The sequence below is a fragment of the Cellulomonas taurus genome (genome assembly GCF_012931845.1).
Lineage (GTDB): Bacteria > Actinomycetota > Actinomycetes > Actinomycetales > Cellulomonadaceae > Cellulomonas > Cellulomonas taurus.
Map to the genome: position 1 here is coordinate 1,094,309 of NZ_CP051884.1, position 21,386 is coordinate 1,115,694.

Sequence of the window (21,386 nt, forward strand, 5' to 3'; positions counted from 1 at the left end):
TCGCGCGTCATGGAACTGCGCCGTTTCGCCCGCTGCGACCTGCCCGGCCTGTACCGGGTCTGCCTGCGCACCGGGGCCGTCGGACAGGACGCCACCGACCGGTACACCGACCCGGACCTGCTGGGTCACCTCTACGCCGGGGCCTACCCGACCGCCGACCCCGCCCTGAGCTGGGTGGTGCGGGACGATCGCGGTGTGGCCGGGTACCTGGTCGCCACCGCCGACTCGGCCGCCTTCGCCGCCTGGCAGGAGGAGCACTGGTGGCCCGAGTTGCGCGAGCGTTACCCGCTGCCCGGCACCGGCACCGAGGACGACCTGCGCGCGATCAGCACGATCCACGCCGGTCAGCCGCCCCGGACGGCCGTCCTCGACCGGTATCCGGCGCACCTGCACATCGACCTGCTGCCGCGCGCCCAGGGCAGCGGGATGGGCCGCCGCCTGATCGACGCCGTGGTCACCGAGCTGCGCGCGCGGGGCGTGCCGGGCCTGCACCTGGGGGTGGCCGAGGCCAACACCGGGGCGATCGCCTTCTACGATCGGGTCGGCTTCAGCACCGAGTCGCGCGACGACGCGGGCCGGTTGCTGGTGATGGACCTGACCACCGCGTAAATTCGGCGCATGGACACCGGCTACGGCGACTTCGAGTTCGAGCGGCGGTTCTTCGTGCGGGATCTGCCCGCCGAGGTGCTGGCCGAACCGGACCCGGTGCTGATCGTGCAGAGCTACTTCCTGGCGTCGGAGGGTTACGCGCTGCGGTTGCGGGTGCAAGCCGACGACGTGCGGGTGCCGCTCGGGGCGGACACCGACCCGCTGGACGTGCTGGACGAGGTCGGCGACCGCTTCGACTTCTGCGCCGTCAGCCTCAAGGGACCGATGAACACCGGCACCCGGTACGAGGCCGAGCGCGAGATCGACGTGACCGTCGGGATCGAGATGATCCGGCGCGGCGGCGACCGGCTGGTGAAGAACCGGTACGCCACCTGGTGGGGTGAGGACGGCTGGGTGATCGACGTCTTCGGTGGCGCGAACGCCCCGCTGGTGATCGCCGAGTGCGAGCGCGCCCGCCCGGTCACCGACCTGCAGATCCCGGCGTTCTGCGTCACCGAGGTGACCGACGACCCCCGGTTCGCGAACGACGGGCTGTCCGGCACGCCGTACCGCGGCTGGGCGATGACCTACGAGCGTGAGCTGGCGGCGACGGGTCCCCGGTTCCTGACCAGCTTCGGCCACAACGACATCCAGCGCTGAGCGGTCAGCGGGTCAGCACTCCACCACGTTCACCGCCAGGCCCGCCTCGCTGGTCTCCTTGTACCGGGCGGACATGTCGGCGCCGGTCTGCCGCATGGTCTCGATCACCGTGTCCAGGCTGACCACGTGCTGGCCGTCGCCGAGCAGGGCGATCCGCGCGGCGGTCAGGGCGGTCGCCGCCGCCACCGCGTTCCGCTCGATGCACGGGATCTGCACCAGGCCACCCACCGGGTCGCAGGTCAGCCCCAGGTGGTGCTCCATCGCGATCTCGGCGGCGTTCTCCACCTGACGGGGGGTGCCGCCGAGCACCGCTGTGGTCCCGGCCGCCGCCATCGCGCAGGCGGAGCCGACCTCGCCCTGGCAGCCCGCCTCGGCGCCGGAGATGGAGGCATTGGCCTTCACGATGGAGCCGATCGCCGCGGCGGTGAGCAGGAAGGTGTGCACGGTGTCCCGGTCGGCTCCGTGCTCGGCCACCAGGTAGTGCAGCACCGCGGGCAGCACCCCGGCCGCACCGTTGGTCGGCGCGGTGACCACCCGGCCACCGGCGGCGTTCTCCTCGTTGATCGCCATCGCCCACACCGCGAGGCGTTCCTCCGCCGCGACCCGCTCGCCGCGTGCGGCTCGGGCGTCGAGTGCCTGCTGGGCGGCGGCAGCGCGGCGCCGGACCCGCAGCCCGCCGGGCAGGACGCCGTCGGCGCTCACCCCCGACGCGACGCAGGCGCTCATCGCGGCCCAGATCGCGTCCAGTCCCCGGGTGGCCTCGGCCTCACCGTGCAGGGCGACCTCGTCTGCCCAGGCGATGTCGGCGATGCTCCGCCCGTCCAGGCTGTCCAGCAGCTGGGTGGCGGTGCGGTAGGTGGAGGGCACCGGGGTCGGCTCCGGCGGACGCGAACCGGCGCGCAGGATGAAGCCGCCACCGATCGACAGGTAGCAGCTGGCCCACAGTTCCTCGCCCTGCCGGGTGGCCGCCAGGGTCAGCGCGTTCGGGTGGCCCAGGTCGCGGGCGAAGGGCTCGAAGGCGACATCCGCCGCGGTGACGGTGATGCCCTCGACCTGCATCGCGCCGCCCGCGGACAGCTCGGCCCACCGCCCGTGCACCTCGGCCGGGTCGCAGGTCTCCGGCGCCAGACCCCGCAGGCCCGCCAGCACCGCGTCCGGGGTGCCGTGGCCGATGCCGGTCGCGGCCAGGGACCCGTGCAGCCGGATGTGCAGCCGGTCGGCCCGGTCGAGCAGTCCGTGGTCCCGCAGCTCGGCGACGAAGGCCGCGGCGGCCCGCATCGGCCCGACGGTGTGCGAGCTGGACGGTCCGATGCCGATGGAGAACAGCTCGAGGGCGGAGACGTAGACGCCACTCACGGTGCACCTACTTCCAGACGGTCAGGGCGAGCTGGGCAACGGTCGATGCCAGCAGGTAGGCCGAGGTGATCGACACCAGTCCGACCGGGATGATCTTCCACCCGATGGCCTTCAGCATCGGCAGGTCCTTGCCCAGGCTCAGGCCGGCGACGCTCAGCACCAGGGTACAAACGCCGAGGAAGTCGACCTGGTTCACCAGGGTCAGCAGCGGCTCCTGCACCGGCGACCAGGGGGTCGAGATCAACGCCCCCAGCGTGATGACCACGAACATCGCGCCCACCCGGCCCCGGCTGAGCTTCGACACCCAGATCCCGACCGCGACCAGGGCCGCCAGCACCAGGAATCCGCCGAGCGCACGCAGGTCCAGGTGCAGACCGACGCTGCGCGGGACGACGGCGTTCACCACGAATCCGACCAGCACCAGGACGCCGAGGGCGGTCCAGGTCGGGACGCCGACCCGGGGGGCCGCCACCACGGCGAAGGCCGGGGCGTCGGCATCGGGCCGTGTCTTCTGGCGCCGGGTGAGCACCCGGTAGTACTTCTCGGCCAGCGGGAGGGCCACGTACATCCCGACGTAGACCCCGAGCAGGCTGGTGATCACGTTCGAGGTCGCCGCCAGGGCCAGCACCTCGTCGGCCAGCTCCGGATGAGCGGTGGCGACGGCACCCGAGGCGGCGGCCATCATCGATCCGGACCCGACCCCCGACCCCATCGCCAACGCCCGCGGGTCGAAGACGTCCAGGGCGGACAGCACCGAGGCGACGACGGTGATGATGATCGCGCCGAACAGGGTGCCGAAGGCGTACATCGACAGCACGCCCCGGTACTGGGGTGAATCGGGTCCGTAGCGCTCGCTGACCATCGCGAACGCGCCTTCGCGGTCGATGGAGAAGGTCGCGCCGACCGTGGCCGGGCCCATCCGCAGCAGCACCGCGAGCGGCAGCGCCAGGGCCAGGGTGCCGAACAGGTGCCCGACCTCCTGCAACAGCAGCGCGGGGCCCGCGTCGAAGAGCATCCGGATGTTCGGCCCCATCGTGAACGAGAGCCGGGCGACCAGCAGCAGCACCGCCACGCCCATCACGGTGGCGGCGGTGGACTGCAGGTCGAGCGGGAACCGGCGCCACGGCTGCGCGCTGATCGCGCCGCCGATCAGTAGGCCGAACACCAGCGGGAGCACGGTGATCGTCGCCAGGCTGCCCACCGGGATCGACTGCGCGCCGACGAACTGCGCGGCCCCGGCGATCACCAGCACGCTGCCGGCCACGATCCACAGCCGCGGCGAGCGCCAGGTGTAGGTCAGGGGAGCGGACTCGACGGGAGCGGTGGTCCGCTGGTCGGCAGTCACGGCTGCAGGGTGGTGCGGGTGGCACCGGTCGGGCGCTCGGCCTGGCGACGCAGCAGGTCGGCGCGGACGTCGGTGTCCAGGGCGGCTCGTGCGACCGTCATCGCCAGGGCGGCGGCGCCGTCCAGGGCCGCCTGGTCGCCGGCCGGGGTGGCGGCGGCGGTGGCGAAGTCCGGCGTGTGCGGCGCGGCGTCGCTGCCGAGGATGGCGATCGTCGGGTGGATCGACGGCACCACCTGGGAGACATTGCCCATGTCGGTGGATCCGCCCCGGGTGCCGGCGGAGTCGTCGATGGTCCGACCCAGTTCGCCGAGCGCCGCGTCCCAGAACCGGGACAGGTCCGGATCGGAGGCCAACGGTGCGTAGGGATGCTCCGTCGCATCGACCGTCCACGAACACCCGGTGGCGATCGCCGCGCCCTCGAAGCAGGCCAGCACCCGTCGGTAGGTCTCACGCCACACGTCCACCGTCAGCGCGCGGACCTCGAGCTGGACCACGCTGCGGGCCGGGATGATGTTGGTGACGTCGCCACCGTGCTCGACGAAGCCGTTCACGCTGGTGCCGATCGGCAGGTGCTGACGCAGCAGGCCGATCGCGGTCAGGGCGAGGGTGGCAGCCGCCCCGGCGTTGATCCCGTGCTCCGGAGCCGCCGCGGCGTGGGAGGCGCGGCCGGTGTAGGTGATCGCCACCCGCTGCACCGCCTGGGCGGCGAAGGCGCCGGAGGGGGCGTCGATGCCGGACATGCCGTGCACCATCAGGGACAGGGTGCTGTCCTCCCAGGCACCGGCCACCAGCAGGTCGACCTTGCCCCCGCCGTGCTCCTCGGCGGGGGTCCCGAGCAGCTTGACCCGCAGCCCGAGCTCGTCGGCGAGCGGGGCCAGGGCGAGGGCCGCACCGACCCCGGCGGTCGCGATGATGTTGTGTCCGCAGGCGTGGCCGATGCCGGGCAGCGCGTCGTACTCCGCGCAGAGCGTGACCGTGAGGTCGCCGGTGCCGATCACGGCCTCGACGGCGGTGTCCAGGCCGTAGGCGCCGACCGTGGTCGCGAAGCCGTGGGCGCTCAGCAGCTCGGCGACCCGGGCGGCGGAGCGGTGCTCGGCGTAGGCGAGCTCGGGGTCGGCATGGATGGCCCGGCTGAGCGTGAGCAGCTGCTCGCGGTGCTGATCGAGCGTGCTGCGGATCCGGGTGCTGGCGTCGGCGGGGGTGAGACTCATGCCGACACTGTGGCAAGTGCTTGAATTCTCAGATGTTAACTCGCACGGATTCCGCGGAGACCGACTCCGACGGGCACGGATATGTGCCGGACCGGGTCGACATGCGGCTCCTGCATGCGTTGCAGGTGGAGCCGCGGGCGAGCTGGGCGGACCTGGCGCCGGTGGTGGACGTCGACCCGGCGAACCTGTCCCGGCGCTGGTCCCGGCTGCGTTCCGCGGGGGTGGCCTGGGTGACCGGGCTGATGGACGACGGTGAGCGGGTCGGTGGTGCCCTGGTCGAGATCGAGTGCGGCCCGGGCGACCTGCACACCACCGCCCGCGCGCTCGCGGAGCATCCCGAGGTCGCCACCCTGGACTACACCGTCGGCGGTCGGGACCTGCTGGCGACGGTGCTGGCGGACTCGCCACGCCAGGTGGCCGACTTCGTGCTCGGCCCGATGTCCCGACTGCCCGGCATCCGCGCGGCGCACACCCACCTGATCAGCGAGCGGCTCCTGGACGCCCGGCGCTGGCGGCTGCGGGAGCTCACCGCGGCCGAGGTGGCCCGGGTGCCGCGGTTCCGCCCACCCCGCGCGCGGGCCGCCCGGAGCGTGTCGCCGGAGCTGTGCGCGGTGATCCGGCGGGAACTGGCGGCGGACGGCCGGGCCAGCGCCGCGGCGATCGCCGAACGCAGCGGGTTCTCCGCCCAGCGGGTGACCGACGCCATCGCCACGCTGCGGACCGACGGGCAGCTGTACCTGCGCACCGATCTGGTCCGGGAGCTGTCCGACTGGCCGGTCTACACCTGGTACTTCCTCCAGGTCCCGGCGCCGGTGGTGGCTCAGGCCCGGGTGACCCTGGCGCAGGTGCCGGAGATCCGGTTGGCAGCGCTGTGTGCCAGTCGGTACAACCTGATCCTCGCGGTCTGGCTGCGCAGCGTGCAGGACGTGCAGGCGTTCGAGGTGGCGCTGGCCCGGGCGCTGCCGGGTGCGGTGATCGCCGACCGGTCGGTGGTGGTCCGGGTGGCCAAGCACCTCGGGCACGTGCTGGACGAGGACGGCCGGGCGACCGGGGCGGTGGTGCCCCTGGTCAATAGTTGAACACTCAACTAGTATCGGGGCATGACTTCGCTTCAGGACCGTCTCGCCGCCGACACCGCCATGGGCCCGGTCACCCTGCTGGTCGGCAATCTCGACGTGCAGCTGCACTACTACCGCGACGTGCTCGGCCTGACCGTGGTCGAGCGTCCGGACGAGCGGATCGAGGGCGTCGGGCGCCCGGACGTGGTCGTGCTCGGCCGGGGCAGCACGCCGCTGCTGGTGCTCCGCCACTTCCCGGACCTGCCGCCCACCCAGCGGTCGCAGGCCGGCCTGTTCCACACCGCCATCCTGTTCGACACCCGGGAGGACCTGGCCGCCACCCTCGCCTCGGTCGCCCACCAGGCACCGCAGTCCTACGTGGGCAGCGCCGACCACCTGGTGTCCGAGGCGTTCTACCTCACCGACCCGGAGGGCAACGGCGTCGAGCTGTACTGGGACCGGGCGCGCAGCGACTGGCAGTACGACGCCGAGGGGCATGTGGTGATGGACGCGCTGCTGCTCGACCCGAACGACTTCATGGCGCGCTACGACGGCCGCGCGGCGAACGCCGGTGGCGGTCGCCCGGTGGTGGGTCACGTGCACCTGCAGGTCGGTGACGTGCCCAGTGCCCGCTCGTTCTACGTGGACGCGCTCGGATTCGATGTGATGGCCGAGTGGCACGGGGCGCTGTTCGTGTCGGCCGGCGGGTACCACCACCACCTCGCGGTCAACACCTGGAACTCGGCTGGTGCCGGGCCGCGCGCGTCCTCGCTGGGGCTCGGCGAGGTCACGCTGACCGTGCCCGGCACCGACGACATTGGCGCGTTGCGCGAGCGGCTGGCCCACCACCGGATCGGTGTGCAGGACGACGGCGCGACCGTCGCCTTCACCGACCCCTGGTTGAACGTCGTGCGGGTGCGCACCGCCGCCTGAACCTCAGCCGCGCATCGCCTCCGCGGTGTGCGCCGGGTCGACCGGCTCGCGCGGCGGCGCCGGAGGAGTGCCGTCACCGAACGGCCGTCCGCCCAGCGACCCGCGGCCGTGCGGGGTGAGCCACCCGCTCAGATCCGGCCCGGCCGGGACGATCTGGGTCGGGTTCAGGTCCTCGTGCACCACGTAGTAGTGCTGCTTGATGTGCTCGAAGTCGATGGTGTCGCCGAAGCCCGGGGTCTGGAACAGGTCCCGGGCGTAGGCCCAGAGCACCGGCATCTCGGTCAGCTTCGCCCGGTTGCACTTGAAGTGGCCGTGGTAGACGGCGTCGAAGCGCACCAGGGTGGTGAACAGCCGGATATCGGCCTCGGTGATCGTGTCGCCGACCAGGTAGCGCTGCCCGGCCAGCCGGTCGCTCAGCAAGTCCAGGCGGCTGAACAGCCGTCGGTAGGCCCGGTCGTACGCCTCCTGCGACCCGGCGAAGCCGCAGCGGTAGACCCCGTTGTTCACATCGACGAACACCAGCCGGGCGACCTGGTCGATCTCGTCCCGCAGCGGCTCCGGGTACAGGTCCGGCGCGCCCTCGCGGTGGAAGGCGGTCCACTGGGTGGAGAAGTCCAGCGTCATCTGCGCGTAGTCGTTGGTCACCACCTGGCCGGTCGGCACGTCGACCATCGCCGGGACGGTGATGCCCCGCGGGTACTGCGGGTCGCGCTTGAAGTAGGCGTCCTGGATCCGCGGGATGCCCAGCACCGGGTCCACGCCGCCCGGATCCAGGTCGAAGGTCCAGGAGCGCACGTCGTGGGTCGGGCCGCAGATCCCCATCGAGATCGCGTCCTCCAGCCCGAGCAGCCGACGCACGATGATCGCCCGGTTCGCCCAGGGACACGCCCGGGAGACCACCAGGCGGTAGCGCCCGGCCTCGACCGGCCAGCCCTCCTCGCCGTCGACGGTGATCCGGGTGGTCAGGTAGTTCTGGTCCCGGACGAACTCGCTGCCCTGCGTGACATAGGCGCCGGCGGTGCTGTGCTCGGTCATGTCGGCATTCTCTCTGTTTACAGTGGCGGGTGCCTGTTCAGCCCCGCCCTCGTTCCGTCCTGCTCGTCATCGGCGCCCTGCTCCTGGCCGGCTGCACCGCCGACCCCGCGCCGGAGGAATCGCCCGCGCCGGTCCGGTTGAGTGCCACCGTCGCCGACCCGCGCACCTCGCCGCTGCGGATCGACACCGAGGACCCGGTCCGCACCGCGATCCGGATGAGCAAGCAGGTCTTCGGCAGTTCCTCGCTGGTCGTGCTGTCGCCCCCCGACGAGGCGAACCTCACCACCGCGGCCTCGCTCGCCGTCGCCGCCGGGGTGCCGCTGCTGGTCGACGGCGAGGCCACCGGCGACGACGATCCGCTGCCGGTGGAACTGGATCGGTTGGGGGCGACCCACGCGATCACCGTCGGGCAGGTGCGGGACGTCGACGGCGTGTCCGCGGCATCCGTGACCGACCCCGCGGCACTGCACGGGCTCCTCGACCTGGGCGAGACCCACCAGGTGACCGCCGAGTCGGTGGTCGAGGCCGTCACCGCCCTGGACCGCCCGACAACCGCTGTGCTGTCCCTGGGAACCGACCCGACGGCCGATCGATCCGGCAGCACGATCGACCCGAGTGACACGCCCGACGACTCCTGGCTGGACGAGGCGATCATCGACGTCGACATCACGGCCCCGGCGCACACCGCCGTGCTCACCGACCCACTCGCTGACGACGACCCGCTCGCCCTGATCCCGGCCATCGCCACCGCACGCGCCGCCGACATCCCGGTGGTCGAGGTGCCCGGCGGCGACCCGCGCGCCACCAGCGAGACGGTGCAGGCGCTGACCGGGGTGGTCTCCGGGTTGGCGCTCGGGCTCAGCTTCGGCAGCACCGAGCGGCTCACCCCGCGGCTGGAGTCGGCGGCCACCGGCGTGGAACTGCCCGGCGGCGGCCAACTGGTGTTCCCGCAGGGCGAGCACCTGACCGGCAAGAAGTACGTCGCGCTCTACGGCACCCCGGGCACCCCGGCACTCGGCGTGCTGGGCGAACAGGACGTGCCCGGCACCATCGCCCGCGCCGAGGAGACCGCCCGCGGCTACCGCGCGCTCACCGACGACACCGTGATCCCCACTCTGGAGATCATCGCCACCATCGCCTCCAGCGGTCCGGAGGCCGACGGCTCCTACTCCCGGCCACGCAGCATCGACGACCTGCGCCCCCTGATCGAGGCGGCCGCCGACGCCGGGCAAGCCGTGGTGATCGACCTGCAACCCGGCCGCACCGACTTCCTCACCCAGGCGCAGCAGTACGCCGAACTGCTGGCGTACCCGAACGTCGGACTCGCCCTCGACCCCGAGTGGCGGCTCAAGCCCGACCAGGTCCATCTGCGCCAGATCGGCTCGGTGAGCGTCGACGAGGTGAACCAGGTGTCCGACTGGCTCGCCCAGTTCGTCCGCGATCACGACCTGCCGCAGAAGATGTTCCTGCTGCACCAGTTCTCGCTGCGGATGATCACCGACCGCGACCGGCTGGACGTCAGCCACGACGAGCTCGCCACGATCATCCACGCCGACGGTCAGGGCTCACAGCCCGCGAAGACCGGTACCTGGAACACCCTGCGCCAGGGGGCGCCGGAGGTGCACTGGGGGTGGAAGAACTTCTACGACGAGGACCAGCCGATGCTGACCCCGGAGCAGACCTACCAGGTGTCGCCGGTGCCGGACCTGGTGACGTACCAGTAGCAGGTCAGGCGACGGCCTCCGTGCTCACACCGGCCGCGTCCGCTCGGACGTACACCCGCTGGTGCTCGGTGATCGCCGCCAGCCGGAACGGCGAGCGGCTGGTCACCGGGATCGGGTGCTCCCCGCCGTCGACCGGGTTCGCCGGGGCCACGATCCGCAGGTACTCCTCGTGGCTCACCCGCCGACGGTCGTCGATCCGGCGCTGGTGCTCGGCGGTGCGCAGGTGCTCCCGGTAGCCGGGGACCACGGTGCCGGTGAAGAACTCCCCGACGGCGCCGGACCCGTAGCTGAAGAAGCCGATCCGGTTCCCGGCCAGGTCCTCGGTGGCGTGGTCGAGCAGGGAGATCAGACCGATGTACATCGAGGCGGTGTAGCTGTTGCCGATCTGCTTGTTGTAGCGCAGCGAGTCGCCGATCTGGGCGTCCAGCACCTCGGGGTCGCGGGGGGCGCCGACGATCTTGGTCAGGTGCTGGTGGGCCTTCACCGCCATCTTGGTGAACGGCTGGTGGTAGCAGAACGTGTCGATGTCGGCGAAGCCCGGGCCGCCCTGCGCCTGCAGGTCCGCCCACGCACCGGAGAGCGAGTCGGTGTACGCCCGCAGCGAGAGCCGACCGTCCACCATCGCGGTGGTCCGGTAGTTGGGCCGCCAGAAGTCCATGATGTCGTGCGTGTTCAGGCCGGACAGCGGCTCGATCGCCACCAGGCGCGGGTCCGCGGTGATGAGCATCGCCACCGCGCCGGCGCCCTGGGTCGGCTCACCGGAGGAGCCGATGTCGTAGCGGGCCACGTCCGAGCAGATGACCAGCACCTTCTGCTCCAGGTTCCGGGCGACCAGCGCCAGGGCCATCTGCACCGCGGAGGTGCCGGAGTAGCAGGCCTGCTTCAGCTCGACCACCCGGCAGGCGGGGTTGAGGTCCAGCAGGTGGTGGACGTACACGCCCGCGGACTTCGACTGGTCGATGCCCGACTCGGTGGCCAGCAGCACGGTGCGGATCGCCGCACGGCCTGCCTCGTCCAGGTCGGCGACGATCGGCTGGGCGGCGGCCGCGGCCAACGTGACGACGTCCTCGTCCGGGGCGGCGACGCTCATCCGCTCCTGGCCCAGCCCGACGTAGTACTTCGCCGCTTCGACGCCGTGCACCGGCGCCAGGTCGGCCAGGTCCAGGTACTGGTCCGCGGTGGCGAAGGACAGGTCGTCGATGCCGAGCTGCATGCTGGGTCCTTGAGGATGTCGCTGACACCGCCGGTCGGAGGGGCCGACGGTGACCCACCCCGGTGTCCGACCGGTGCTGCGGGCCGGGCCGACTGTAGTCCGGTGGTTGAGCGCTCACCAACGGGCTTCACGACCCCCGCACGCAACCGTGACCTGGGCGTGGCCCGAGGCGGTCAGTTCTGGCCGCGCTCCAGGGTGAGGTGCGCCTGCATGAGCTCGCCGGGGTTGGTCTGCGCCGCCATTAGCGACAGCTCGCCGCAGAGCACCGTCGCCGCGCACAGCACGGCCAGCCGACGGGCGTTCGCCCCGGGCTCGCGCTCCTCGCGGCAGCCCAGCCGGGTCAGGTTCTCCTCCACGAAGTCCAGCCCCTTGCCGTTGCCGACCGAGCCGACGATCAGGTTCGGCAGCGTGCAGGAGAAGTACAGGTCGCCGTCGCGCACCTCCGCGTGGGTCAGCCCCTGCGACCCCTCGACGATGTTCGCCGCGTCCTGCCCGGTCGCCAGGTAGAACGCCAGCAGCATGTTCGCGTAGTGCGCGTTGGCCGACCGCAGGCCACCGGCGAGCATGGTGCCGATCAGGTTCTTGCGGACGTTCAGCTGGACGATCGCCTCCGGCGTGGTGTGCAGGAAGCGCTCCACGATCCGGCCCGGCAGCACGATCTCGGTCACCACGTTCTTGCCGCGGCCCAGGATGCCGTTCACCGCGGTCGCCTTCTTGTCCGAGCAGAAATTGCCCGACACCGACCCGTACCGCAGCCCCGGCACCCGGCCCAGGATGTGGTCCATCAACCGGTCCGAGGCATTGGTCACCATGTTGTGCCCGGAGGCGTCACCGGTGCTCAGCTCGAACCGCACGAACAGCAGGTTCGCCGCGATCTGCACGTGCAGGTCGATCAGGCGGGCGAACCGGCTGCTGCTCGCCACCACCTGCGCCAGCTCGTCCCGGTGCTCGGTCAGCCACTGCCATCCGGCCAGCGCCACCCCGGCGTCGTCGGCCTCGAACAGCACCGACCGGCTCATCCGCTCGTCGACCAGGGTCGCCCGGATGCCGCCCTCGACCATCGTGGACAGCCGGGCACCCCGGCGGACGCTCGGCCACAGCGGCGACTCGTAGGTCGCCAGCGGCACCTCCGACTCACCGGTCATCACGTTCCCGCTGATCCGCAGCGGTCCGACCCACTTCAGCGGGACCGGTGCGGCGGAATCGGGGGTGATGGCGGTGGACATGGGACCTCCGGGTGCGCGGGGCAGGACCGGGACAGCGTAGTCAGGCCGGCCGGACGGTCGTAGCGTGTCGCCCATGACGCGACCCATCCGCATCGGAGTCCAGCTCCAGCCCCAGCACGCCGACTACGCGCAGATCCGCGACGCGGTCCGCCGCGCGGAGGACATCGGCGTGGACGTGATCTTCAACTGGGACCACTTCTTCCCGCTCTACGGCGACCCGGACGGCAAGCACTTCGAGTGCTGGACGATGCTGGCCGCATGGGCGGAGCAGACCAGCCGGGTCGAGCTCGGCGCGCTGGTCACCTGCAACAGCTACCGCAATCCCGAGCTGCTGGCCGACATGGCGCGCACCGTGGACCACATCAGCGGTGGCCGGCTGATCCTCGGCATCGGCGCGGGCTGGTTCGAGAAGGACTACGACCAGTTCGGCTACGAGTTCGGCACCGCCGGCAGCCGGATCGCGGAACTGGGTGCCGCCCTGCCGCGGATCAAGGCGCGCCTGGCGGCGGGCAACCCGGCACCGACGCGGGAGATCCCGATCCTGATCGGTGGCGGCGGGGAGAAGAAGACCCTGCGGATCGTCGCGGAGCACGCGGAAGTGTGGCACTCGTTCGGTGACCTGGAGACCCTGACCCGCAAGAGCGGGATCCTGGACGAGCACGGGGCGGCCGTCGGGCGGGACACCGCGTCGCTGGTCGAGCGCAGTGTGGCGGTGTCGACGCCGCCGAGCGAGGACGGTCAGCCGCTGCTCGACGCCGGGGTCACCCTGTTCACGGTCGGCACCAGCGGTCCGGACTACGACCTGTCCTTGGTCGAGGAGTGGGTCGCCTGGCGCGACGCCCAGGGCTGACAGCTGCGGAGGGCCCCGGGACGCGCGTCCCGGGGCCCTCCGTCGTCTGGTGGTCAGCCCACGTCCTGGCCCGGCACCGTCGGCAGGACGAGGGTCTGGTCGATCAGGTCCTGGAGGTCGGCCAGCTGTGCGTCCGACCAGCCCGGCACCCGGGTGGCGTCGGCCCAGGCGGTGACGATCTGCGAGGCGTAGTTGTGTCCGTGCCCGTTCGGCACCGAGACGCCGAAGAACTGGTCGACGGTGACCTGCAGGAAGGTGATCCCGGGGAACCAGTGCACCCGGCCGGAGACGTCCGGGCCGCGCGGTTCGGACAGCCAGTCGGGCTGCCGGGTCAGCAGGTCCCAGCTCCACCACACCACCGGGTCGGAGGCGTGCTGGAGGTAGACGACCCGGGGTGCGTCCCACCGGCTGCCCGGCACCCCGAGGTCGGTCGGGTCGGCGGCGAAGCGCACGGTCACGCCGTCGTCGACGATCGGCTGCCATTCCGGACTGCCCGGATCGCGCCCGTCGACGATGGTTCGCCACAGGCCGGTGAAGTTCGGGGTGCCGACGTAGAGCGCGCCGTCGGTGCGGGTGGTCAGGTCGCCGACCGAGCCGAAGGCCGACTGGGCGGCATAGGACCCGAGGCTGAGGCCGTAGGAGATCAGGCGGGGCCGGTCGTCCTCGGGGAGCTGGGCCCAGCGGGCGTGCACCGCGTCGAAGAGCTCACGCCCGGCCTCGCTGGCCCGGTCGGCGTCGACCAGGAAGGACAGCCAGGACGGCAGATACGAGTACTGGATGGTCGCGACGGCGGTGTCGCCGCCCCACAGGTACTCCAGCGCGGCGAGCTGCTGCGGTTCGGTCCAGCCGGTGCCGGTGGCACCCGCGACGACCAGGACCGAGCGATCGAAGGCACCGGTGCGTTCCAGCTCCTGCACCACCAGGTCGGCGCGTGCGGCCGCGGTGTCGGCGGAGTCCAGCCCGGCGTACACCCGGATCGGCTCGGTCGCGTCCCGCCCGGTCACGTCGGCGATCTCCCGCACCGTGGGTCCACCGGCGACGAAGCTGCGGCCGTACCGCCCCAGCGACTCCCAGCTGACCACCGACTCCGGCGACCCGGAGCGCAGCGCCGACTCGGGTCGCTCGACCCCGGCCTCGGTCTGCGCGTTGGTCCCGGCGTAGACGTGATCGGAGACGGTGATGACGCCACGGAACAGCACCCCGGCGGCGAGCCAGTAGACCAGCGCGCCGACCACGACCACCCCGGCCAGCGAGGCCACCGGCGCCGGGACCCACCGGCCGAGCAGCCGGGCCACCCGCCTGGCGGCTCGCCGCAGCGCCCGGAACAGGGTGAGCAACGCCGCGAACACCAGCAGCGCGATCACCCCGACCAGGAACCCCGACGAGCGGTGCCGCTCCTCGCCGACCAGCGCGCGGACGTCGTCCTGCCAGTCGGCCCCGACCCCGACGGCGACCAGGGCGAGCAACGGCCCGATCAGGCACAACAGGTGCCAGGCGGTGCGTCGGACCCCCAGTGGTGGCATCGGGACACCGACCTTGCGCAGGATCCAGGCGATCAGCACACCCCAGCCGTAACCGATCAGCGCACCGACCCCGGCGATCGCACCCAGGTACAGCGTGGGCCGGGGGAGCAGAGACGGGGTCATCGCGGCGGCCAGGCCGAACAGTGCCCCGAGCATCCCGGCCCAGGGCAGCCGGCGTCGGCGCAGCCACTCGCCGGCACCGATCAGCGTGGTCGAGGCGAGCGTGCGCAGGGAGTCGAGGGCCACGGGTCGATGTCCTATCACGCGGCCCCCCTCTCAGCGGAGGAACGCCCGCAGGCCGCGTTCACCCCGGCGCATCGCGTGCGCGTGGGCGAACCGGAAGATCGGTGCCAGCACCCGGCCGCCGCGCACCATCCAGGGCTTGGTGGTCCGCACCCGCCAGTCGAGTTCCAGGATGCTGCCGCCGGGGGTCGGCTCGATGCCGACCAGACCGGTGCCGACCAGGTCGCCGCTGACCGCCATCGTCGCCGCACGGGGCGGGTCGGTGTCGGTGATCAGGAGCGAGAAGTGCAGGGCGTAGGCGAAGCGGGCAGGGCGCAGCGCGAACGACGCCCGGCTGCCGACATCGCCGTCCGCCTCGGGTCGTCCGTCGGCGCTCAGCCCCGGCCACCAGGCGGGCCAGTTCAGGTCGGGATCGGCGAGCACCTCCCACACCCGGTGCGGTGGCGCGGGCAGCTCCCAGCGGGTGACCAGGCGGTAGTCCGGCGGGATGGGCTGCTGCACGCTGGTCACGCTAGGCCGGAAGCAGCCCCGGCGCGCCCCGTACCCTGATCCTCGTGAGCGAGACGAGTGAGCTGACCGCCGTCGCCCAGGATTACCTCAAGGTGATCTGGACGGCGGGGGAGTGGTCGGACAGCACGGTGACCACCAAGATGATCGCCGACCGGCTCGGCGTCGGTCCGTCCACCGTCTCGGAGACCGTCCGTCGACTCGCGGACCAGGGTCTGGTCGAGCACGTCCGCTACGGCGCGATCGCGCTCACCGACGAGGGCGTCCGGCACGCGGTGCAGGTCGTCCGCCGCCATCGCCTGATCGAGACCTTCCTGGTCAGCGAGCTGGGCTACGCCTGGGACGAGGTACATGACGAGGCCGAGGTGCTGGAACACGCGGTGTCCGACCTGATGGTCGAGCGGATCGACATCCGCCTGGGGCACCCGACCCGGGACCCGCACGGCGACCCGATCCCCGCCCCGGACGGCACGGTCCCGGCGCCGCCCGCCGACATGCTCTGGGAGCTGCACGCAGGTTCCGGCACCGTGGCGCGGATCTCCGACTCCGACCCCGGTCTGCTGCGCTACCTGGCCGAGATCGGCGTGGTGCTCGACGCCCGGGTCGAGGTGGTCGAACGACGCGACTTCGCCGGGATGACCTCGGTGCGGCTGACCCCGCCCGGGGGTGAGGGACGGCTGCTGGACCTCGGTGAGCTGGCGGCCCGGGCGATCTGGGTGCTGCTCGACGGCGCGGGTGGTGACGACGGGAACGACGGCGTGGGTCGTTCGTCCCGGTAGGCTGGCCCGACCCGCACAGCGACGGCGCTCGACCGCGGCACCACCGACCGCAGGAGCGCGTGACATGTCCCCCGAGAGCACCGGCACGAGCGCCGCCGGCCCCGACAGCGCCGACGTCCTCGACCCGAACCCGATCGTGCGCCGCGCCCGGCTGCCCCTGCTGGCCCTGGCCCTGGGCGGCTTCAGCATCGGCACCACCGAGTTCGCCACGATGGGCCTGCTGCCGCTGATCAGCGACGACCTGGACGTGACGATCCCGCAGGCCGGGCACGTCATCACCGCGTACGCCCTGGGGGTGGTGGTCGGTGCACCGCTGCTGACCACCCTCGCGGCCAAGGTCGACCGGCGTCGGCTGCTGCTGGTCCTCATGCTGGCGTTCACCGTCGGCAACCTGCTGTCCGCCCTCGCGCCGACCGCCGGGTGGCTGGTGGTCGCACGCTTCGTGGCCGGACTGCCGCACGGTGCGTTCTTCGGGGTCGGCGCGGTGATGGGTGCCCATGTCGCCGGACCCGGCCGTCGGGGTCAGGCGGTCGCCACGATGATGGCCGGTCTCACCATCGCGAACGTCGTCGGGGTGCCGCTGTCCACCGTGCTCGGCCAGCTGCTCGGTTGGCGGGTCGCCTTCGTCGCGGTCGGGGTGCTCGGCGGCCTGACCCTGCTGGCGCTGTGGCGGTGGATCCCGGGACTGGCGGTGCCCGACCACGCGTCGGTGCGCTCCGAACTCGGCGCGCTGCGCAACCCCCGCCTGTGGGTCGCCGCCGGGGCCGGGGCGATCGGCTTCGGCGGGATGTTCGCCGTGTACTCCTACATCTCCCCGCTGCTGACCGACGTCACCGGGCTGGCCGAGGCGACGGTGCCGATCGTGCTGGCGCTGTTCGGCGTCGGGATGACCATCGGCACCCTGCTCGGCGGCAAGCTGGCCGACCGGTCGGTGATCCGCACCGTGCTGGTGGGCTTCGTGGCGACCATCGTCACGCTGGTGCTGATCGCGCTGCTCGGCCAGTGGGTGGTGCCCGGGGTGCTCGCGGTCGTCGCGCTCGGTGTCGCCTCCCAGGTGCTGGGTCTGGCCCTGCAATCGTGGCTGATGGACCTGTCCCCGGCCGCACCGTCGCTCGGGGCCGCGCTGTGCCACTCGGCCCTCAACGCGGGCAACGCCTTCGGTGCCTGGTCCGGCGGTCTGGTCATCGCGGCCGGGCTCGGTTACCTGGCACCGGCATGGGTCGGTGCCGGGCTGGGCGTGATCGGCTGCACGGTCGTGGCGGGCACCGTGGTCGTGGGTAGGAAGAGCGCCTCCGCTCGGTAGACTCCGGCGGGTGACCACGCCCGTTCCCCCCAGCAGCCATGACTCCACCGCGCCCGCCGAGGTGCCCTTCCGCTACACAGCGGCGCTCGCGGAGCAGATCGAGCTCAAGTGGCAGCAGGAATGGCTCGACCGGGGCACCTTCCACGCCCCGAACCCGGGCGGCGAGCTGACCGACGGCGACGGCGGGCACGCGAAGCCCGGCGCGAAGCCGTTCTTCGTGATGGACATGTTCCCGTACCCCTCGGGCGCGGGCCTGCACGTCGGCCACCCGCTGGGCTACATCGCCACCGACGTGGTCTCCCGGCACCGCCGGATGCAGGGCGACAACGTGCTGCACGCGCTGGGCTACGACGCCTTCGGCCTGCCCGCCGAGCAGTTCGCCGTGCAGACCGGTGCGCACCCGCGCACCACCACCGAGGCCAACATCGAGATCATGGCCCGGCAGCTGCGGCGGCTGGGTGTCGCCCACGACCCGCGCCGGTCCTTCGCCACCATCGACCCCGGGTACGTGCGCTGGACGCAGTGGATCTTCCTGCAGATCTTCGAGTCCTGGTACGACGAGGACGCGGTCCGCCCGGACGGTGGCCGCGGTGCCGCGCGCCCGGTGTCGACCCTGGTCGAGGCGTACGAGAACGGTCGTCCGCTGCCGGACGGCGGTTCCTGGGCCGATCTGGACGAGGTCGAGCGACGCCGGGTGGTCGACTCCCAGCGCCTGGCCTACGTCTCCGAGACCCCGGTGAACTGGTGCCCCGGACTGGGCACCGTGCTGGCGAACGAGGAGGTCACCAGCGAGGGTCGCTCCGAGCGCGGCAACTTCCCGGTGTTCCAGCGCACGCTGCGGCAGTGGAACATGCGGATCACCGCCTACGCCGACCGGCTGGCCGACGACCTGGAGTTCATCGACTGGCCGGAGAAGGTCACCGCGATGCAGCGGAACTGGATCGGTCGCTCCGAGGGTGCGCACGTGCACTTCGAGGTGACCGACGCCGACCAGCCGCTGACCGTGTTCACCACCCGGCCGGACACCCTGTTCGGCGCCACCTACGTCGTGCTGGCACCCGAGCACCCGCTGGTCGACCAGATCGTCGCCGGTGCCGGGGAGACCTGGGGCGAGGACGTGCCGGAGGTGTGGCGCGGAGGCGCCGCGACCCCGGCCGAGGCGGTCGCCGCCTACCGCCGTGAGGCCGCCGCCAAGACCGCCGTCGAGCGGCAGGCCGACGCCGGTCGCAAGACCGGGGTGTTCACCGGCGGCTACGCGCTGAACCCGGTGAACGGCGAATCGCTGCCGGTGTTCATCGCCGACTACGTGCTGATGGGTTACGGCACCGGCGCGATCATGGCGGTGCCCGGTGGCGACGCCCGTGACTTCGCGTTCGCGCAGACCTTCGAGCTGCCGGTGGTCTACACCGTGGCCACCCCGGAGGACTTCGCCGGGGACGCCGCGTGGACCGGCGACGGTGCGGTGGTGAACTCGGCGAACGAGACGCTGGACCTGAACGGCTTGTCGGTCGCCGAGGCGAAGTCGCGGATGATCGACTGGCTGGAGGCCGAGGGCGTCGGCGAGCGCACCATCACCTACCGGCTGCGCGACTGGCTGTTCAGCCGGCAGCGCTACTGGGGCGAGCCGTTCCCGATCGTCTACGACGAGAACGACCTGCCGGTGGCCCTGCCGGATTCCGCGCTGCCGGTGAACCTGCCGGAGGTCCCCGACTACGCGCCGCGCACCTTCGACCCGGAGGACGCCGACTCCTCGCCGGAGGCACCGCTGAGCCGGAACACCGACTGGGTGGAGCTGACCCTCGACCTGGGTGACGGCCCCAAGACGTACCGCCGCGACACCAACACCATGCCGAACTGGGCCGGGTCCTGCTGGTACTACCTGCACTATCTGGACCCGGAGCACCGCAGCGGCCAGGTCGTCGACCCGGAGCTGGAGCAGTACTGGATGGGCCCGGGCCACAACCCGAGCGACACCCACGGCATCGGTGGCGTCGATCTGTACGTCGGTGGCGTCGAGCACGCGGTGCTGCACCTGCTGTACGCGCGGTTCTGGCACAAGGTGCTCTACGACCTGGGCCACGTCGCCAGCCGGGAGCCGTTCTACAAGCTGTTCAACCAGGGCTACATCCAGGCGCACGCCTACACCGACGCGCGCGGTGCCTACGTCCCGGCGGCCGAGGTCGTCGAGGGTGCGGACGGCGGCTTCACCTGGAACGGCGAACCGGTCACCCAGGAGTACGGGAAGATCGGCAAGTCGCTGAAGAACGTCGTCTCCCCGGACGAGATGTACGAGGCGTACGGCGCGGACACCCTGCGGGTCTACGAGATGTCGATGGGCCCGCTGGACCTGTCGCGGCCGTGGGAGACCCGCGCGGTGGTCGGTGCCCAGCGGTTCCTGCAGCGGGTGTGGCGCAACGTGGTCTCCGAGACCAACGGTGAGCCGACCGTCACGGACGACGCGCCCACGCTGGAGACCCTGCGGGTGCTGCACCGGACCATCGCCGGGGTGGCCGAGGACATGGCGCAGATGCGGATCAACACCGCCATCGCCAAGCTCATCGTGCTGAACAACCACCTGACGTCGCTGCCGACGGTGCCGCGGTCGGTGGCCGAGCCGCTGATCCTGATGACCGCGCCGATCGCCCCGCACCTGGCCGAGGAGCTGTGGCAGCGTCTGGGCCACGAGCGGTCGCTGGGCCACGAGCCCTACCCGGCGCTCGACCCGCAGTACCTGGTCGAGGACACCGTGACCTGCGTGTTCCAGGTGCAGGGCAAGGTGCGCGGCCGTGCCGAGGTGGCCCCGGACATCTCCGAGGACGACCTGCGGGCGGCTGCCCTCGCCGACCCCAACGTGCAGCGGGCGCTGGACGGTCGTGGTGTGCGCACGGTGATCGTGCGGGCGCCCAAGCTGGTCAACGTGGTGCCGGCCTGAGCGGTCTGCCGGGGCTGATCGGACGGCTGCGACTGCCACGGCGGTCGCAGCCGGACCCGGTCGCGCCTCGGGTCGCGGTGGTCACCGACTCCACTGCCGCCCTCACCCTCGAGCAGGCCGCCGAGTGGGGGATCACCGTGGTGCCGCTGGACGTGGCGGCCGGAGACCGCCGGTTCCGCGACGGCGTCGACCTCGGACCCGCCGATCTGCTGGACCTGGTCGGCAGCGGTACCCGGGTGACCACCTCCCAGCCCGCGCCGGCCGCCTTCGCCGAGGTCTACCAGGCGCTCGCCGACCAGGGCGTGCGCGAGGTGGTGTCGGTGCACCTGTCGGGTGCGCTCTCCGGCACGGTCCGGGCCGCCGGGATCGCCGCCCAGCTGGCCCCGCTGCCGGTGCACGTCGTCGACTCGCACAGCGCCGGGCTCGGACTCGGCTTCGCCGCCCGGACCGCCGCCCGGACCGAGGGCGACGGTGCCACGGTCGCCGCCGAAGCCGCCCGGGTCGGACATTCCACCTCGGCCTGGTTCGTGGTCGACTCCCTCGACCACCTGCGCCGCGGCGGCCGGATCAGCGCGGCGGCGGCCGCCCTGGGCACGGTGCTCGGCCTGCGACCGATCCTCACCCTGCGCGACGGCCGGATCGACGTGCTGGAACGGGTCCGTACCCGACCCGCCGCCCGGGACCGCCTGGTGCACCTGGCGTTCGAGGAGGCGGCGCGACGGGGACGACCCGTCCGGGTCGCGGTGCACCACCTGGGCAACGCCGAGGTCGCCGAGGCGCTGGCCGAACGACTGCGCGACGTCGACGGTGCGGTCGAGATCCGGGTCGCCGAGGTCGGGGCGGTGCTGGGCGGCCACCTGGGTGCCGGAGCGCTGGCCGTGGTGGTGGTCGACGCCTGAT

18 protein-coding genes are annotated in these 21,386 nt (G+C 72.2%); 10 read left to right on the plus strand and 8 right to left on the minus strand.

The genetic code is table 11. From position 1 onward, the window contains the following. The first annotated feature begins 9 nt into the window (after positions 1-9). A complete protein-coding gene (locus HGK68_RS04975; protein WP_169164961.1) occupies positions 10-609 on the plus strand; it encodes a GNAT family N-acetyltransferase in 600 nt (199 codons plus the stop codon). Positions 610-618: 9 nt separating this feature from the next. Beyond that, entirely contained in the window at positions 619-1,248 is a 630-nt protein-coding gene (locus tag HGK68_RS04980; protein ID WP_169164962.1) for a CYTH domain-containing protein, read from the plus strand. A gap of 12 nt (positions 1,249-1,260) precedes the next feature. On the opposite strand, the gene HGK68_RS04985 is transcribed toward HGK68_RS04980, so the two are convergent. Genes HGK68_RS04985 through HGK68_RS04995 form a run of 3 tightly spaced genes read right to left on the minus strand, consistent with a single transcriptional unit; the run spans position 1,261 to position 5,160 of the window. Beyond that, positions 1,261-2,604, minus strand: a complete 1,344-nt coding sequence (locus HGK68_RS04985) for an L-serine ammonia-lyase (RefSeq protein WP_169164963.1) — start codon at positions 2,602-2,604, stop codon at positions 1,261-1,263. Positions 2,605-2,611: 7 nt separating this feature from the next. Next, positions 2,612-3,949 (minus strand): DUF3100 domain-containing protein, encoded by a 1,338-nt coding sequence (locus HGK68_RS04990; protein WP_169164964.1) that lies wholly within the window; start codon positions 3,947-3,949, stop codon positions 2,612-2,614. Beyond that, on the minus strand, positions 3,946-5,160 hold the full coding sequence (locus HGK68_RS04995; protein WP_169164965.1) for a M20 family metallopeptidase: 1,215 nt from the start codon (positions 5,158-5,160) through the stop codon (positions 3,946-3,948). Before HGK68_RS04995 ends, HGK68_RS04990 begins: the two co-directional genes overlap by 4 nt. 32 nt (positions 5,161-5,192) lie before the next feature. Here HGK68_RS04995 and HGK68_RS05000 point away from each other — a divergent pair, with 32 nt between their 5' ends. After that, complete coding sequence (locus HGK68_RS05000) at positions 5,193-6,239, plus strand: Lrp/AsnC family transcriptional regulator (protein ID WP_169164966.1); 1,047 nt, start codon at positions 5,193-5,195, stop codon at positions 6,237-6,239. 21 nt (positions 6,240-6,260) lie between these two features. Further along, positions 6,261-7,151: a VOC family protein gene (locus HGK68_RS05005; protein ID WP_169164967.1), complete on the plus strand. Its 891-nt coding sequence runs from the start codon at positions 6,261-6,263 to the stop codon at positions 7,149-7,151. Between the two features lie 3 nt (positions 7,152-7,154). Here the strand turns inward: HGK68_RS05005 and HGK68_RS05010 are convergent, their stop codons facing one another. Further along, on the minus strand, positions 7,155-8,186 hold the full coding sequence (locus HGK68_RS05010; RefSeq protein ID WP_169164968.1) for a glutathione S-transferase family protein: 1,032 nt from the start codon (positions 8,184-8,186) through the stop codon (positions 7,155-7,157). A 29-nt stretch (positions 8,187-8,215) separates the two neighbouring features. Between HGK68_RS05010 and HGK68_RS15925 the strand changes: the two genes are divergently transcribed. Beyond that, complete coding sequence (locus HGK68_RS15925) at positions 8,216-9,910, plus strand: hypothetical protein (protein ID WP_206155806.1); 1,695 nt, start codon at positions 8,216-8,218, stop codon at positions 9,908-9,910. Between the two features lie 4 nt (positions 9,911-9,914). Here HGK68_RS15925 and HGK68_RS05020 read toward each other — a convergent pair whose 3' ends face one another. Together HGK68_RS05020 and HGK68_RS05025 are read right to left on the minus strand one after the other, a co-directional pair. Next, complete coding sequence (locus tag HGK68_RS05020; protein WP_169164969.1) at positions 9,915-11,123, minus strand: hydroxymethylglutaryl-CoA synthase; 1,209 nt, start codon at positions 11,121-11,123, stop codon at positions 9,915-9,917. Positions 11,124-11,296: 173 nt separating this feature from the next. Next, positions 11,297-12,349, minus strand: a complete 1,053-nt coding sequence (locus HGK68_RS05025; RefSeq protein ID WP_169164970.1) for a hydroxymethylglutaryl-CoA reductase — start codon at positions 12,347-12,349, stop codon at positions 11,297-11,299. Positions 12,350-12,422: 73 nt separating this feature from the next. On the opposite strand from HGK68_RS05025, the gene HGK68_RS05030 reads away from it, so the two are divergent. Beyond that, positions 12,423-13,199: an LLM class F420-dependent oxidoreductase gene (locus HGK68_RS05030; protein ID WP_169164971.1), complete on the plus strand. Its 777-nt coding sequence runs from the start codon at positions 12,423-12,425 to the stop codon at positions 13,197-13,199. 53 nt (positions 13,200-13,252) lie between these two features. On the opposite strand, the gene HGK68_RS05035 is transcribed toward HGK68_RS05030, so the two are convergent. Then, entirely contained in the window at positions 13,253-14,968 is a 1,716-nt protein-coding gene (locus HGK68_RS05035; protein ID WP_169164972.1) for an alpha/beta hydrolase, read from the minus strand. Positions 14,969-14,998: 30 nt separating this feature from the next. Continuing rightward, positions 14,999-15,466: an SRPBCC family protein gene (locus HGK68_RS05040; RefSeq protein ID WP_169164973.1), complete on the minus strand. Its 468-nt coding sequence runs from the start codon at positions 15,464-15,466 to the stop codon at positions 14,999-15,001. A gap of 47 nt (positions 15,467-15,513) precedes the next feature. Here HGK68_RS05040 and HGK68_RS05045 point away from each other — a divergent pair, with 47 nt between their 5' ends. From HGK68_RS05045 to HGK68_RS05060, 4 genes are all read left to right on the plus strand, one after another. Continuing rightward, the gene (locus HGK68_RS05045) at positions 15,514-16,251 is read left to right on the plus strand and encodes a metal-dependent transcriptional regulator (RefSeq protein WP_425483675.1); all 738 of its coding nucleotides are present in this window, start codon (positions 15,514-15,516) and stop codon (positions 16,249-16,251) included. A 64-nt stretch (positions 16,252-16,315) separates the two neighbouring features. Continuing rightward, positions 16,316-17,554: an MFS transporter gene (locus HGK68_RS05050; RefSeq protein ID WP_169164974.1), complete on the plus strand. Its 1,239-nt coding sequence runs from the start codon at positions 16,316-16,318 to the stop codon at positions 17,552-17,554. Between the two features lie 10 nt (positions 17,555-17,564). Beyond that, positions 17,565-20,486 (plus strand): leucine--tRNA ligase, encoded by a 2,922-nt coding sequence (gene leuS / locus HGK68_RS05055; protein WP_246260594.1) that lies wholly within the window; start codon positions 17,565-17,567, stop codon positions 20,484-20,486. A 77-nt stretch (positions 20,487-20,563) separates the two neighbouring features. After that, positions 20,564-21,385, plus strand: a complete 822-nt coding sequence (locus HGK68_RS05060) for a DegV family protein (protein ID WP_169164975.1) — start codon at positions 20,564-20,566, stop codon at positions 21,383-21,385. The last annotated feature ends 1 nt before the right edge of the window (position 21,386 follow it).

Bases quoted from the DNA above. Each gene is read 5' to 3' on its own strand.
- HGK68_RS05030 (WP_169164971.1), top strand. From the start codon at position 12,423: ATGACGCGACCCATCCGCATCGGAGTCCAGCTCCAGCCCCAGCACGCC.
- HGK68_RS04995 (WP_169164965.1), bottom strand. From the start codon at position 5,160: ATGAGTCTCACCCCCGCCGACGCCAGCACCCGGATCCGCAGCACGCTC.
- HGK68_RS05005 (WP_169164967.1), top strand. From the start codon at position 6,261: ATGACTTCGCTTCAGGACCGTCTCGCCGCCGACACCGCCATGGGCCCG.
- HGK68_RS05020 (WP_169164969.1), bottom strand. From the start codon at position 11,123: ATGCAGCTCGGCATCGACGACCTGTCCTTCGCCACCGCGGACCAGTAC.
- HGK68_RS05025 (WP_169164970.1), bottom strand. From the start codon at position 12,349: ATGTCCACCGCCATCACCCCCGATTCCGCCGCACCGGTCCCGCTGAAG.
- HGK68_RS04980 (WP_169164962.1), top strand. From the start codon at position 619: ATGGACACCGGCTACGGCGACTTCGAGTTCGAGCGGCGGTTCTTCGTG.
- HGK68_RS05050 (WP_169164974.1), top strand. From the start codon at position 16,316: ATGTCCCCCGAGAGCACCGGCACGAGCGCCGCCGGCCCCGACAGCGCC.
- HGK68_RS05000 (WP_169164966.1), top strand. From the start codon at position 5,193: ATGTTAACTCGCACGGATTCCGCGGAGACCGACTCCGACGGGCACGGA.
- HGK68_RS05010 (WP_169164968.1), bottom strand. From the start codon at position 8,186: ATGACCGAGCACAGCACCGCCGGCGCCTATGTCACGCAGGGCAGCGAG.
- HGK68_RS04975 (WP_169164961.1), top strand. From the start codon at position 10: ATGGAACTGCGCCGTTTCGCCCGCTGCGACCTGCCCGGCCTGTACCGG.